This is a genomic window from Aurantimonas sp. 22II-16-19i, from assembly GCF_002088275.1.
Lineage (GTDB): Bacteria > Pseudomonadota > Alphaproteobacteria > Rhizobiales > Rhizobiaceae > Jiella.
In genome coordinates this window covers 1-13,273 of sequence record NZ_AQQS01000003.1, presented here as the reverse complement: position 1 = coordinate 13,273, position 13,273 = coordinate 1, and the positions used below count along the sequence as shown (strand labels likewise).

17 protein-coding genes are annotated in these 13,273 nt (G+C 65.5%); 8 read left to right on the top strand and 9 right to left on the bottom strand.

Features of this window, described 5'->3' with window-relative positions; all coding sequences use genetic code 11:
• The first annotated feature begins 149 nt into the window (after nt 1–149).
• Nucleotides 150–740: a Uma2 family endonuclease gene (locus ATO4_RS04380; RefSeq protein WP_176222857.1), complete on the top strand. Its 591-nt coding sequence runs from the start codon at nt 150–152 to the stop codon at nt 738–740.
• Here ATO4_RS04380 and ATO4_RS04375 read toward each other — a convergent pair.
• The 8 genes from ATO4_RS04375 to ATO4_RS04340 form a co-directional block, all read right to left on the bottom strand.
• On the bottom strand, nt 737–1,423 hold the full coding sequence (locus ATO4_RS04375) for a lactate utilization protein (RefSeq protein WP_083590210.1): 687 nt from the start codon (nt 1,421–1,423) through the stop codon (nt 737–739). The genes ATO4_RS04380 and ATO4_RS04375 overlap by 4 nt on opposite strands.
• Entirely contained in the window at nt 1,420–2,847 is a 1,428-nt protein-coding gene (locus ATO4_RS04370; RefSeq protein WP_083590209.1) for a LutB/LldF family L-lactate oxidation iron-sulfur protein, read from the bottom strand. The genes ATO4_RS04375 and ATO4_RS04370 overlap by 4 nt, the downstream gene beginning before the upstream one ends.
• Before the next feature lie 101 nt (nt 2,848–2,948).
• Nucleotides 2,949–3,263, bottom strand: coding sequence for a DUF29 domain-containing protein (locus ATO4_RS04365; RefSeq protein WP_083590208.1), 315 nt, complete (start codon nt 3,261–3,263; stop codon nt 2,949–2,951).
• A complete protein-coding gene (locus ATO4_RS04360) occupies nt 3,263–3,736 on the bottom strand; it encodes a DUF29 domain-containing protein (protein ID WP_083590207.1) in 474 nt (157 codons plus the stop codon). The genes ATO4_RS04365 and ATO4_RS04360 overlap by 1 nt, the downstream gene beginning before the upstream one ends.
• Nucleotides 3,737–3,740: 4 nt before the next feature.
• Nucleotides 3,741–4,199, bottom strand: a complete 459-nt coding sequence (locus ATO4_RS04355) for a DUF29 domain-containing protein (RefSeq protein WP_083590206.1) — start codon at nt 4,197–4,199, stop codon at nt 3,741–3,743.
• A gap of 4 nt (nt 4,200–4,203) precedes the next feature.
• Nucleotides 4,204–4,662, bottom strand: a complete 459-nt coding sequence (locus tag ATO4_RS04350) for a DUF29 domain-containing protein (RefSeq protein WP_083590205.1) — start codon at nt 4,660–4,662, stop codon at nt 4,204–4,206.
• A gap of 4 nt (nt 4,663–4,666) precedes the next feature.
• Nucleotides 4,667–5,146 carry a DUF29 domain-containing protein gene (locus tag ATO4_RS04345; protein WP_083590204.1) on the bottom strand — a complete coding sequence of 160 codons (480 nt, stop codon included), beginning with the start codon at nt 5,144–5,146 and terminating at the stop codon, nt 4,667–4,669.
• A gap of 162 nt (nt 5,147–5,308) precedes the next feature.
• Nucleotides 5,309–6,100, bottom strand: coding sequence for a (Fe-S)-binding protein (locus tag ATO4_RS04340; RefSeq protein ID WP_083590360.1), 792 nt, complete (start codon nt 6,098–6,100; stop codon nt 5,309–5,311).
• A 195-nt stretch (nt 6,101–6,295) separates the two neighbouring features.
• On the opposite strand from ATO4_RS04340, the gene ATO4_RS04335 reads away from it, so the two are divergent.
• Nucleotides 6,296–7,600, top strand: a complete 1,305-nt coding sequence (locus ATO4_RS04335) for a DUF3422 domain-containing protein (protein WP_083590203.1) — start codon at nt 6,296–6,298, stop codon at nt 7,598–7,600.
• Between the two features lie 67 nt (nt 7,601–7,667).
• On the opposite strand, the gene ATO4_RS04330 is transcribed toward ATO4_RS04335, so the two are convergent.
• A complete protein-coding gene (locus tag ATO4_RS04330) occupies nt 7,668–8,369 on the bottom strand; it encodes a chromosome partitioning protein ParA (RefSeq protein ID WP_139802252.1) in 702 nt (233 codons plus the stop codon).
• 455 nt (nt 8,370–8,824) lie between these two features.
• Here ATO4_RS04330 and ATO4_RS04325 point away from each other — a divergent pair, with 455 nt between their 5' ends.
• The 6 genes from ATO4_RS04325 to ATO4_RS04300 all read left to right on the top strand — a co-directional run.
• Nucleotides 8,825–10,318 carry an FAD-linked oxidase C-terminal domain-containing protein gene (locus ATO4_RS04325; RefSeq protein WP_083590358.1) on the top strand — a complete coding sequence of 498 codons (1,494 nt, stop codon included), beginning with the start codon at nt 8,825–8,827 and terminating at the stop codon, nt 10,316–10,318.
• 16 nt (nt 10,319–10,334) lie between these two features.
• The gene (locus ATO4_RS04320; protein ID WP_176222856.1) at nt 10,335–10,928 is read left to right on the top strand and encodes a Uma2 family endonuclease; all 594 of its coding nucleotides are present in this window, start codon (nt 10,335–10,337) and stop codon (nt 10,926–10,928) included.
• Nucleotides 10,929–10,942: 14 nt separating this feature from the next.
• Nucleotides 10,943–12,169: a glycolate oxidase subunit GlcE gene (gene glcE / locus ATO4_RS04315; RefSeq protein ID WP_139802251.1), complete on the top strand. Its 1,227-nt coding sequence runs from the start codon at nt 10,943–10,945 to the stop codon at nt 12,167–12,169.
• A gap of 38 nt (nt 12,170–12,207) precedes the next feature.
• On the top strand, nt 12,208–12,447 hold the full coding sequence (locus ATO4_RS04310; protein ID WP_210191019.1) for a DUF433 domain-containing protein: 240 nt from the start codon (nt 12,208–12,210) through the stop codon (nt 12,445–12,447).
• Nucleotides 12,431–12,796: a hypothetical protein gene (locus ATO4_RS04305; RefSeq protein ID WP_083590200.1), complete on the top strand. Its 366-nt coding sequence runs from the start codon at nt 12,431–12,433 to the stop codon at nt 12,794–12,796. Before ATO4_RS04310 ends, ATO4_RS04305 begins: the two co-directional genes overlap by 17 nt.
• A gap of 3 nt (nt 12,797–12,799) precedes the next feature.
• The coding region (locus ATO4_RS04300) for a 4Fe-4S dicluster domain-containing protein (protein ID WP_139802250.1) at nt 12,800–13,273 on the top strand (474 nt) is incomplete at its 3' end.

Sequence of the window (13,273 nt, the reverse complement as noted above, 5' to 3'; positions counted from 1 at the left end):
AAGAGCCGAAGCGAGCCATGGCTTTGGGAATCTGTCCAGTGGCCTTCGTCGCCGCTCGCCCAGTTTCTCCTGGCCGGTGATCGCGGCTGCAAGATCCGTCCGAAGCTGCTATCTTGCGCAGGTCGTTTTCAAGGCCGTTCGAGGTTTTCGTGAGCCAGGACGCGCAGAAGCACTGGACGATCGAAGAGTTTCTGGTCTGGCAGGAAGGCCGGCCGGGCCGTTACGAGTTCGTCTGTGGCGAGCCGGTGAAGATGAAGACCGGGGCGACCGCCCGCCACGACACCATCGTCCTGAACGTTCTTGCGGAGCTTCGCCAGCGTCTCAAGGGTCACCCTTGCAAGGCCTTCACGGCGGACTATTGCGTCAAGACGCGACACGATCAGATCAGGCGGCCCGACGCTGGAGTCGATTGCGGTGTGCGCAGTCCGAGCGATCTGGTGGCCGTGAAACCGGTCCTCGTCGTGGAGGTCTTTTCGCCATCCACCCGCGATTTCGACCGGGCGGCAAAGCTCGTCGAATACAAGGCCGTGCCGTCGATCCGCACGATCCTCTATGTCGAGCCGAACCGCCCCGAGGTCTATGTCTTCGAGCGGTCGGACGAGGCGGACGGTGGCTGGCTCGACGAACGGCGCGTCATGGGGCTCGATCAGGAAGTCGCGATCCCGGCGCTCGGGATCGTGCTGCCGCTCGCCGAGATCTTCGACGGCATCGACTTCGTGCCGGGCCCGCTGCTCGTTTAGGCCGGCTCCCCCACCACCAGGATGTGCAGGCTCCGCGGCCCATGGGCGCCGAGGAGCAGCGTCTGCTCGATGTCGGCCGAGCGCGACGGGCCGGTGACGAAGTTCACCGAGCGCGGCATCGTGCCCTTGCCGTGCGTCTGCCTCAGGCGCGCCAGCACCGCTTCCATGTCGCCGGCGACGTCGGCCGCATCGAGGACGACGAGGTGATACTCGGGGAGGAAGTTGAGGCTGGTCGGATTGTCGGGGCCCGACGTCAGCACCAGCGTCCCGGTCTCGGCGATGGCGCCCACCGCATGGGAGAGGCTCGACAGGTCGTCGCCCTCGCTCGGCCCGGTGGTCACCGTGAGCGTCGTCCTGGAGAAGTCGAGCCCGGCAAGGCGCGGATCGCGGCCCATCCTGATCGCCGGTGCGAGGTTGCGCTCGCGCAGATAGGCGGCGACTTCCTCGGGAATGTCCGACGCGGCGTCGACGCGCGTCACTGTCGCGTCGGCCTTCGTCGCCATCTGGATGAACAGCTCGAGCCGCTCGGCCGGCGGCAATTGCCCCCGGGCGGGGATGACGCCTTTCGGCGCGTCCGACAGCCGCGCGGCGACGGCTGCCCGCCGTTCCGCGTCGTTCGCAGGATTTGCTCCGACCGCCCGCCGCAGCCGTCCCATTACCGCATCGCGCGTCGAACCGCTCATTTCGCATCTCCATGGCCGCTCTGGGCGTAGGCCTGCATGAAGGTTCGCCCTTCCGGTGCCGGCAGGTCGCGCCATTTTGTCCAGCCGCCGGCCAGCGGCAGGGAGCGGAACCGCCCCTTGCGGCCGGCGAGCAGCTTCAGCGCCGGCATGGCATAGGACACCGCCGCCCGGTAGAGCTTCGGCCGGCGGGCGAGATAGGCCCAGACGCCGAGCCCGGCGCGGGCGGTGGCCGGTTGCAGATGGCTCTCGAACTCCTTCTCGCGCCAGTGCCGCATCATCTTCGGCAGGGGAATGCGCATCGGGCAGACCGCCTCGCAGCGGCCGCAGAAGGTCGAGGCGTTCGGCAGGTGCCCGGCCTTGTCGACGCCGATCAGCGACGGTGTGAGCACCGCGCCCATCGGGCCGGGATAGACCCAGCCATAGGAGTGGCCGCCGACGGCGTGATAGACCGGGCAGTGGTTCATGCAGGCGCCGCAGCGGATGCAGCGCAGCATGTCCTCGAACTCGGTGCCGAGCATGTTGGAGCGGCCGTTATCGAGGAGGATGACGTGGTACTCCTCCGGCCCGTCCTCGTCCTCGGTGCGCTTCGGGCCGGTGGAGAGCGTCGTATAGACGCTCATCTCCTGGCCCGTCGCCGAGCGGGCGAGGACGCGCAGGATCTGCGCGGTGTCCTCCAGGGTCGGCACGAGTTTTTCCAGCGAGGCCAGCACCACGTGGCACTTGCCCATCAACTGGGTTAGATCGCCATTGCCCTCGTTGGTGACGATGACCGAGGTGCCCGTCTCGGCGATGAGGAAGTTCGCGCCGGTGACGCCGATATCCGCCTCGCCGTATTTCTGGCGCAGGATCTGGCGGGCCTCGGACAGCAGGGTCTCCGGCTTCACGAGGTCCCGCTTTGGGTCCAGATGGACGTGGAACTTGCGGAAGTCGGCTTCGACCTGATCCCGGTTGATGTGGACCGCAGGCGCGATGATGTGGCTCGGATGCTCGCCGCGCAGCTGGATGATGTATTCGCCGAGATCGGTCTCGACGGGAACGATGCCGTTTTCCTCCAGGAAGGCGTTGAGGCCGATCTCCTCGGAGATCATCGTCTTGCCCTTGGTCACGGTCTTCGCCTTCCGGCGCCTCGCGATGTCGAGGAAGATCCGCCGCGCATGGTCGGCATCCTCGGCGAAATGCACCTTGCCGCCCGACGCCTCGACCTTCGCCACATAGGCCTCGATGTAGAGATCGAGGTGCTTCAGCGTGTGGTTCTTGATCTCGACCGCATTGTCGCGCAGCGCGTCGAATTCGGGCAGGGCGTCGGCGGCCTTCTGGCGCTTGCCGATGAAGCCCTTCTCGACGTGGCGCAGCGCTCGCTGGAGGTCGACGTCGGCGAGCGCCTTGACGGTGTTCGCCTTGAAGGTCTGTGAGGTGATCTGCATGGCAAGGGCCTATTCGGGCAGGGTGTCGCGGTCGCGAAGCTGGTCGGTGGTATAGAGGCAGATGTCGGGGGTGTTCGAACTTGGATCCGTCGCTCGTCGACTCACCCCGGCAGGAAGTCCTGATCACGCAGCTGGTCGGCTGCATATGGACAACGTTCCGGGAACATCGCAAGCGGCAGGCCAGTCTCATCGGCGGCGTCGCCACGCGCCCTCTCGTAGACGATCTCCGCGAAGTCGCGAGCATCCTTTGCCAGATTTGGGCTGAGATGTTCTCTCTTGAGGATCTCCACTCTGGCTCTCTCGATCGTGTTCTGCCAAGAGCGGGAACGCCGCTGAGGCTGGTACTGCCACTTCAGAAGATGCGTCATGAGTCCGCTCAATGTCGCGAGGTGAGCACGGCGATGCCGTTCGCCCATCAGTCTGCGTCTCCAGGGAATGAGTCCGGATTGCGCAAGAAGTCCAGTTCGTATGGGCACGCGATCGGGAAAACGCTGCGGGGCCGTCCCGTCGCGATCATGGCTTGCCTCACCGACTGCGAATAGACCTCATCCACTATCGCTTTCGCCCGGTTTCGCAGCGACTTGCTGTCCCGTTCTTCCTGGCGAATGCTGAAACGCGCGTTTCGGATGGTCTTCGAGAGTTCGATGGTACGGTTCTCGGGAGCCGCGTTCCACTCCAGCAAGCCGGCGATCAGGTCGCAATAGGCCGTCTCGAGCTGGATCTCGATCTCCCGCCCGAGGCTTTCTAATTCCTCGATGACGTTCGGCAGATCGACCTCCGAGAAGCGGCCGAGACGCAGCAGTTGCGCCTGCTCGAAGGCCCAGGAGTGGACGTCGTCCTCGTAGTCGGAGGGATTGGGGTAGTACGGCTTGTCCTTGGCGAGGCTCATCGTCTCACTCCGGCAGAAAGTCGTGGTCGCGCAGTTGCTCGATCGTGTAGGGGCAGATGTCCGGGAAGGTCGCGAGCGGGAGGCCCGTTTCGCGAGCTGCTTGCCTGCGGGCAAGACCGTAGGCTTTGGCCACGATGTCCTCGGCCTCCGCTGCCAGCGACGCGCTGTCGTCTTCGTTCGATTCGACGTTGTTTCTTTGCGTCCTGATGGTGTCTGTCCAAGATCGCGACCGTCGTTCCGGTTGATATTGCCACTTCAACAGATGCAGTATGATCAGCCGATAGTTGGATTTCAGTTCGCGCCATTGGGAATGGCCCACGCTCTCGATCTCCTCGATAACATGCTCCCAGTCGATCTCGGCAAAGCGACGCTGGCGCAAGAGTTCGGCCTCGCGCTTCGACCAGGCGTAACCGTCCTTCTCGTAGAGATTGTCGGCGGGCTCGATTCTGGGGGCATTGCTCATCGTCTCACTCCGGCAGGAAGTCGCGGTTGCGCAATTGCTCGGCTGTATAGGGGCAGTTTTCGGGGAAGGTCGCGAGCGGCAGGTCGGTCTCGTCGGCGGCGTCCTTTCTCGCAGCGCGATACGCTTCGTCGATCTGCTCCTCGGGATGCGCGGCGAGCGACGGGTTCCTCGCCTCGTCGATTTCGAGCGTGCCGCGCTCGCGGTTGATCGTGTTCCGCCATGATCTGGAGCGCCACTCGGGCTGATGCTGCCACTTGAGAAGATGCATCGCGATGAGGCGGTAGCTCGAGACGATGGCCCTTCGTTCCGATCTCCCCACGCTCGCGATCTCCTCGATGACGTTCTCCAGATCGATCTCGCCGAGGCGGCGCTGGCGCAGGAGTCCGGCCTCGCGCTTCGACCAGGCGTATCCATCCTTTTCGTAGAGATCGTCGGCGGGTTCGATCCGGGGGGCGTTGCTCATCGTCTCACTCCGGCATCGCGTTCTGGTCGCGCAGGAAGTCGAGCGAATAGGGACAGTTCCCGGGGAAGGTGTCGATCGACAGGCCGGTTTCCTTGGCAGCCGAACCGCGGGCTTGGGAATAGATGTCCTTGACGATCTCTTCTGCGCCAGCGCGCAGCGTCGGATTGCGCTTTTCCCGACGGGCGATCTGGTCTCGCGCGTTGTAGATCGTCAGATCCCACGACCGCGACCGCCGGTCTGGCTGAAACTGCCACTTCAGAAGATGAAAGATCAGCAGGGTGTAGAAAGACTCCAGCGCGTGGATCTGCTCGTTTCCCAAGCTCTCGATCTCCTCGGCGAGATGGGGCAGATCGGCATCGGCGAGCTGGCCGCGCCGCAAAAGCTCGGCCTGTTCGAAGGCCCAGGCGGTGAAGTCCTCGTCGTAGCGGGCCGGCCCGGCGATCTGCCGGCTATCCTTGGCCCGGCTATCCTTGGCAAGGCTCATGACGTCGCCTCCCGTGTCAGCGCGGCGGCGTGGATCTTCGCGTCGCCGCTGGAGAAGCAGCAGAGCACGATCCGCTCGAACTTGCCAGAATCCGCTGCGGCCAGAGCGTGGTGATGTCGGCGGTGATCACCTCGATCGTCGTCTCGCCGCGCCGGAGCCTCGTCACAGCTTGCCACCGATCGGCGGCTTGTCGGTCATTCCCGCCAGAACCTCGGCGACATGGCGCACCTCGACGCCGATCTTCTCGCGTTTCAGCTTGCCGTCCATGTTCATCAGGCAGCCGAGATCGCCGGCGAGCAGCATGTCGGCGCCGGTGGAGGCGATGTGCTTCGTCTTCTTGCCGACGATGGCGTTGGAGACGTCCGGATACTTGACGCAGAAGGTGCCGCCGAAGCCGCAGCACACATCGGCCTCCGGAAGCTCCTTCAGCGTCAGCCCCTCGACGGTTCGCAACAGCTTCCGCGGCTGCTCGCGGATGCCGAGCTCGCGCAGGCCGGAGCAGGAATCGTGATAGGTGACCGTCGCCGGCAGCGCCGCGTCCACGGCGGTCACGCCCCTGACGTCGGTGAGGAAGCTGACAAGCTCGTGGACCTTCTGGGAAAACCGCGTCGCCCGCTCGTGCCATGCCGGATCGTCCGCGAAGAGTTCCGGATAGTGCTTCTTCAGGGTCGAGCCGCAGGAGCCCGACGGGGCGACAACGTAGTCATAGCCCTCGAAGGTCTCGATGACCTGCCGGGCGATCGCCTTCGTGTCCTCGCGGTCGCCGGAATTATAGGCCGGCTGGCCGCAGCAGGTCTGGTTCGGGGGAACGACCACCTTGCAGCCGGCGTTTTCGAGAAGCTTGATCGCGGCAAAGCCGACGCTCGGCCGGAACAGGTCGACGAGGCAGGTGACGAACAGCGCCACGGTCGGCGTTGTCTGTGTGGGGCCCGTCGAGGGGACGCCGTCTGTCATGCCATTCAGGGTCAAGGCACTGAAACTCCACTGTCATCTTCGACCGGCACCATGCGGGCGAGACCTCGGTCGACCTTTGTCGAGATGGTCCGACTCATGTAACGATCCTGGGCTCGATTTGGAACGATCGCAAATTGGCGTTTTCTCCCAACCCGCCATCCTGTAGCAAGGGCGGTCTCTCGGGGAGGGGGCTCCATGACGTCGATCACATTCGCACGACAGTCGCTCGAGCGTTTCGAGCAGGATCCGCGCCGGGCGCTCGTTCTCGGCGAGCTGCATGCGCGCCCGTTCCCGTTGATGAAGCTGCCGCGGGCGCTCATCGTCCTCGCCTTCATGAACGCCGACCACGGCGTGCGCGACCATCAGATCCTCTCCGACATGTCGGTGCGCCGGGGCGTGCCGCCGCCGGCCAAGGACGCGCGCACCCATGCCTTCGCCTTCGGCAAGGGCAAGCTGCGCTGGGAACGCCATACCGAGTTCTGCACCTATTCCTGGGAAGGGCCGGTGCCGGAGCGGTTCGGCGATCCGGTGGCGGGCCATCCGTTCGGCGCCGACTTCGACGCGCCCGGTCCGCTGATCGGCGGCGTCCACCTCGAAATGCGGCCGAACGACGCGGACGGCCAGGCGGCCCTCGAGATCTTCGACAAGACGAGCTTCTGCTTTTCGGTGATGGAGGCGGGGCTCGCCCATGCGGCGACCGATTTTCGCCAGGACGGCGACGGCCTGACGCGCATCCTCGTCCTCGACGACGGCCTGCCGCCGGCCCGTGCCGGAGCGCTGGCGATGCGCCTCGTCGAGATCGAGATCTACCGCACGCTCGCCCTGCTGGGCCTGCCGCTGGCGCAGTCCGTCGGGCCGGAGGTCCAGGCGCTGGAGGGCCGGCTGATGCTGATCACCGAGGAGATGAAGGCGGGGCCGGGCCACTCGCGCGAATTGTTGCAGGAGATCACGCTCGCCGCCGCCGCGGTCGAGGCGTCGTCCGCCTCCGTGCTCTACCGGTTCGGCGCGAGCCGGGCCTATGACGAGATCGTCCGCGAGCGCCTCGCCGCGGTGGTCGAGCAGCCGATCGCCGGTCAGGAGAGCTGGAGCGCATTCCTGAAGCGGCGCATGGCGCCGGCGATGCGCACCTGCCGGTCGGTGGAGGAACGCCAGGCCAGTCTTTCCGAAAAGCTCGCCCGGTCCGCCAATCTCCTGCGCACCCGGATCGACGTCGAACTCGAACACCAGAACCGCGATCTCCTGTCGTCGATGAACCGCCGGGCGCAGCTGCAGCTGCGGCTCCAGCAGACCGTCGAGGGCCTGTCGGTGGCGGCAATCGGCTACTATGTCGTCGGGCTGTTCGGCTATGTCGCCAAGGGGCTGGAGTACGAGGGTTTTCCGGTCTCCTCGACGGTGTTGACCGCGCTCTTCGTGCCGATCGCGTTGCTTGCCGTCTGGACGGTGGTCCGGCGCATCCGCCGCCGGCACGTCCGCCCGTCACACGAAGACGAAGCGTCTTGACGATCGCTCTGCGCCGGCTACCCGAAGAGACGCTTCCAGACCGATCCCCCGCCGATGACGCGGCGCCTCAGGAGGAAGCTTGCGGCGCGAGGCGCGACTGGAAGGCCCGCTGCTCGAAGCGGTCGAGAAGCCCGACGGCAGCCGCCAGCGACAGCGCTTCCTGGCGGGCCCTGAAAAGCCCCGGGGCCTCCTCGTCGACGAGATCGAACAGCGTCGCACCCCCGAGGAAGGGCGCCTCATAGGCGGCGCGCAGGCCGAGCCCGACGGGAAGGCGCGGCGTTGCGGTGCTGGCGACGATCGCCTCGACCGCGCGGGCCACACGGCTCGGGATCGGAACGATCGCGGTGGCGACGAGAAAGCGGCGAAGCGGCGCCGTCCAGTCCGTCGCGGCATCGGTGAGCATTGCGTCGGTCGCGATGGCTGCGAGTGCCGGAAGCGGGGATAGCCGGACGGGAATGATCAGCCGGTCGGCGATAAGGGCGCCCGCGGCGATCATTCCGGGCTGGCGACCGGTATCGATGATGACGCATACGCCGCGGCGCCGCGCCTCGGCGGCCAAGGCCCCCATCTGTTTCTCGTCGGCGGCGCGCCGCACCCGCAGATACGGCGTGCCATAACCCTTGTGCGACCATGTCAGGAGATCGGGCTCCAAGGCCGCGTCGACGAGAAGCACCGATCGTCCCGCCGCCGCGACGGCGCTGGCCAGCACCAGCGCCATGGTCGACGACCCACAGGACTTCAGATTTCCGACGGCGACGACTTCGGCCAAAACCCTCTCCCTTCAGCGGCAAAAAAGCCGCCACCTTATGGCTCATCCGCAGCCGTTACAACCGGGGAAAATGCTCGATCACTCAAGGTCAATGGTGTAACACAAGTTTCATAAACTGCAAATTTCCCGATTGAATCAAGTGGTTTATAAGAATCATTCGTAAGGATTGATGGCTGTCGTGCCGATCGATCGCAGGACGCACCTTCTACCATGGCGCGATCCCATGGCGGTCCCGTTTCGGAAGGTCCACGCAATCTTGTCGCGCGACGCGCGACCACGATCTTGGCAATGGACTGAGTGGTTTCAACGCCATAAGGTCGTCGCAAACTTCGGGTCGCCGCCAGCCGCGAAGGGTCCGTGCCGCATTGCATCGCGGCGTCGGGATCGAGATGTCTGTTCGAGGCCGTGCGTCGGGCCGGCCGGCGCCGAAGGAGAGCGACGAGGAGGAATTGCCGATGTCCGTGATGATGCCGAAGCCGTCCGGGGCCATCCTCGCCCGTCGACGGGCGATCGTCGAGGCGCTGCGCGCCATCGTGCCGGGCGAGGGGGTCGTCGATGCGGCGAACGAGATGGCGGTGTTCGAGAGCGACGGCCTGACGGCCTATCGCCAGCTGCCGCTCGTCGTCGTCCTGCCGCAGACCGTCGACCAGGTCGCCGCGGTGCTGCGCTACTGCCACCGCGAGGAGATCCCGGTGGTGCCGCGCGGCTCGGGCACGTCCTTGTCGGGTGGAGCGCTCCCCTTGGAAGACGGCGTGCTGCTCGTCTTGTCGAAGTTCAACCGGGTGCTCGAGATCGACACCGACAACCGCTGCGCCGTCGTGCAGCCGGGCGTCACCAATCTCGGCATCACCCATGCCGTGGCCGGCCAAGGTTTCTACTACGCCCCCGATCCGTCGTCGCAGATCGCCTGCTCGATCGGCGGCAATGTCGCGGAAAATTCCGGTGGGGTGCACTGCCTGAAATACGGGCTGACGGCGAACAATGTCTTGGGCATCGAATTCGTCACCATCGAGGGCGAGGTGATGCGGCTCGGCGGCAAGCATCTCGACGCCGAGGGCTACGACCTGCTCGGCCTGATGACCGGCTCGGAAGGGCTGCTCGGCGTCGTCACCGAGGTGACCGTGCGTATCCTGCAGAAGCCTGAGACCGCCCGGGCGGTGCTCATCGGGTTTCCGACCTCCGAGGAAGCCGGCGAATGCGTCGCGGCGATCATCGCCAAGGGCATCATTCCCGGCGGCATGGAGATGATGGATCGACCGGCGATCCGGGCGGCGGAGGATTTCGTCCATGCCGGCTATCCGACCGACGTCGAGGCGCTGCTGATCGTCGAGCTCGACGGGCCGGCGGCCGAGGTCGACCATCTCCTGGCGGAGGTCGAGGGGATCGCCAATGCCAACGGCGCTGTCACCTGCCGGGTGTCGCAGTCGGAGGAGGAGCGCGCCGCCTTCTGGGCCGGGCGCAAGGCGGCGTTCCCCGCCGTCGGCCGGATCTCGCCGGACTATTACTGCATGGACGGCACCATCCCGCGCAAGCAACTGCCGAAGGTGCTGGCCGGCATGAAGGCGATGTCGGAGAAATACGGCCTCCGGGTCGCCAACGTCTTCCATGCCGGCGACGGCAACCTCCACCCGCTGATCCTCTACGACGCCAACAAGGAGGGCGAACTCCACCGGGCCGAGGAGTTCGGCAACGACATCCTCAGGCTCTGCGTCGCTGTCGGCGGGGTGCTGACGGGCGAGCACGGCGTCGGCGTCGAGAAGCGCGACCTGATGCCGGAAATGTTCGACGAGACCGACCTGAAGCACCAGCAGCGGGTCAAATGCGCCTTCGACGACAAGCACCTGCTCAATCCCGGCAAGGTGTTCCCGACGCTGCACCGCTGCGCCGAGCTCGGCCGCATGCATGTCCACAAGGGGCAGGTGGCGTTTCCCGACCTGCCGAGGTTCTGAGGAAGAGGAGAAGGCGATGAGCGCGATCGAAAGGCTTCCCTCGCTGCGGGACGAGCCGCCGATGGACGAGGCGCGGTTCCTGGCCTTCCTGCATGCGCGGTCGGAGGACGAACGCTGGGAGTTGATCGACGGAGAACCGGTCATGACGATGCATCCGCCAAGCCTGAAGCATCAGATCATCGGCCAGAACCTCGAACGGCTTCTCAACGGCGCGCTCGAGGCCCAGACGTCGAATCTGTTCGCGATCCGTGAGATAGGCCTTGCGCTCGAGGGTAATCCAACGTTTCGGCCGCAAGCCGACGTCGCCGTAATAGATAACGATCACGGGGAAAATCCGTATTTCGCCGAGCGCTTTTATTTCGCGGCAGAGGTTCTCTCCGAGTCGAATACGCGCGAATACATCAGCACCAAGCGTCTTCGCTATGCCGAACACCCACTCTGTCTGTACATCTTGATCCTCTCTCAAACAGACAGGGCCGTTGAAGTCTGGTCTCGCTCGAACGGGTGGAAGGGGCTGGTCTATCGCTCGCCGGACGACCGCATCGACCTGCCGGAGTTCGGCTTCTCCTGCTTCCTCCGCGACCTCTATGCCCGGACCGATCTTGCATGAGCAGTGCCCGACCGATGACACAGGACGACAGCGGGGCCACCATTCTTCGTCCCGAAACCGAAGCCGACATCCGCGACATCGTCGCCGCGGCCGTCTCGGCGGAGGAGCCGCTGGCGATCGAGGGGACCGGCTCCAAGCGCGGGCTCGGCCGGCCGGTGCAGGCGGCGCGCACCCTGTCGCTGGAAAAGATGGCCGGCGTCACGCTCTACGAGCCGGAAGAACTGGTGCTCTCCGCCAGGGCCGGCACGCCGATCGCCGAGATCGAGGCGCTGGTCGACGCGCATGGACAGCGGCTGGAATTCGAGCCGATGGATTACGGCCCGCTGCATGGCAGGGACGCGGGCCTCGGTACGCTCGGCGGCGTCGTCGCCTGCAACCTGTCCGGTCCGCGGCGGCTGAAACAGGGCGCCGCGCGCGATCACGTCCTCGGCGTCAGGGCCGTGTCGGGGCGGGCCGAGATCTTCAAGTCCGGCGGCCGGGTGGTCAAGAACGTCACCGGCTACGATCTCTCCAAGGGCCTCACCGGCTCCTACGGGACGCTGGCGGTGATGAGCGAGATCACCATCAAGGTCCTGCCGAAATGCGAGACCGAGACGACGCTGGTGCTGCGCGGCCTTTCCGACGCAGAGGCGGCCGGCGCCATGGCGGCCTCGATGGGCTCGCCGGCGGAGGTTTCCGGCGCGGCGCATCTGCCGATGTATGTCGCCTCGTGGGTGGTCGAGGGCACGCTCGGCAACGATGCCGCGACGCTGATCCGCATCGACGGCTTCGGCCCGTCGGTGGAGGCGCGGGCCGCGTATCTCGGCCGGGCGCTGGAAAAGGTGGGCCGGCTGGAGCGGCTGGACGCGGAAGCCTCGCGCCGGCTGTGGCGCGAAGTGAGAGATGTGCGCCCCTTTGCCGATGGTACGCAGAAGCCGGTCTGGCGGCTGTCGGTCACCCCGACGCGGGCGCACGAGATCGTCATGAGCCTGCGCATGCAGGCGGCGATCGACGCCTTCTACGACTGGCAGGGCGGCCTCGTCTGGCTGAAGATGGAGGCGGGCGAGCCGGAGGCCGATCTGGTGCGCGCAACGCTCCGCCGCTTCGGCGGCGGCCACGCGACGCTGGTGCGGGCGTCCGAAAGCCTGCGTGCGGCGACGCCGGTCCTCGAGCCGCAGCCGGGGCCGCTGGCAGGGCTGTCCCGCCGGCTGAAGGAGCAGTTCGACCCGAAGGGCGTGCTCAATCCGGGGAAGATGGGATAGAATGGTCGGCGTAGCCCCTCGAAAAGGGAGGATCTGAAGTGAAGCTCGATGAAGTTCTGAGTTCCGACCCTGAGATCATGTCCGGCGCGGTCTGCTTCGCAGGAACGCGCGTGCCGGTCGAAGCGCTGTTCAGTAACCTTGCGAGTGGTCTCAGCCTCGCAGAGTTTCTGGAGGAATTTCCGACGGTGACGGGTGAGCAAGCAGAAGCAGCCTTGATCTTCGGAGGCGAGCACCTCAAGTCATTCTACAGGTGGCAGAACTTTGAAAGCGCTGCTTGACGAGGGCGTCCCGAAGACGGTTGCACTCCTGCTTCGTGAGCTTGGGCTCGAAGCAGCCAAGTTCCCGAATGCGTGGAAAGGACTTCGCAATGGCGACCTTCTCCGACGGCTTGGGGAGAACGGCTACGACTGCCTGATTACGTGCGACAAGAACCTTCTTCAGCAGCAGAACACCACCGGACTGGAGATCAGCGTCATCGTTCTTCCGACCCAGGACATCGTGAAACTGTCGGCGATCGCCGAAAGCATTGCGGCGGCATTCGTTGAGGTTCGACCCAACCTACCTCTCCTCATAGATCAGGACGGCGGAATTCGCCGTTTCAGTGCCGGAAAGGCGCAGAAGAACTAACCCATGCAAACCGCCTTCACCGCCGACCAGCTGCAGCAGCCAGACGTTGCGCATTCCGAGCAGATCATCCGCAAATGCGTGCATTGCGGCTTCTGCACCGCGACCTGTCCGACCTATGTCACCCTCGGCAACGAGCTCGATTCACCGCGCGGCCGCATCTACCTGATCAAGGAGATGCTGGAGAACGACCGGCCGGCCGACGACAAGGTCGTCACCCATATCGACCGCTGCCTGTCGTGCCTCGCCTGCATGACAACGTGCCCGTCGGGCGTGAACTACATGCATCTGGTCGATCACGCCCGGGCGCATATCGAGCGGACCTACAAGCGTCCCTTCGCCGACCGGATGATCCGCACGATCCTGGCGATGACGCTGCCGTATCCGGCTCGGTTCCGGGCGAGCCTGACGCTGGCGCGGCTCGGCCGGCCGTTCGCCGGGCTGTTCGATGCGGTCAAGCCGCTGAAGCCGCTCGCGGCC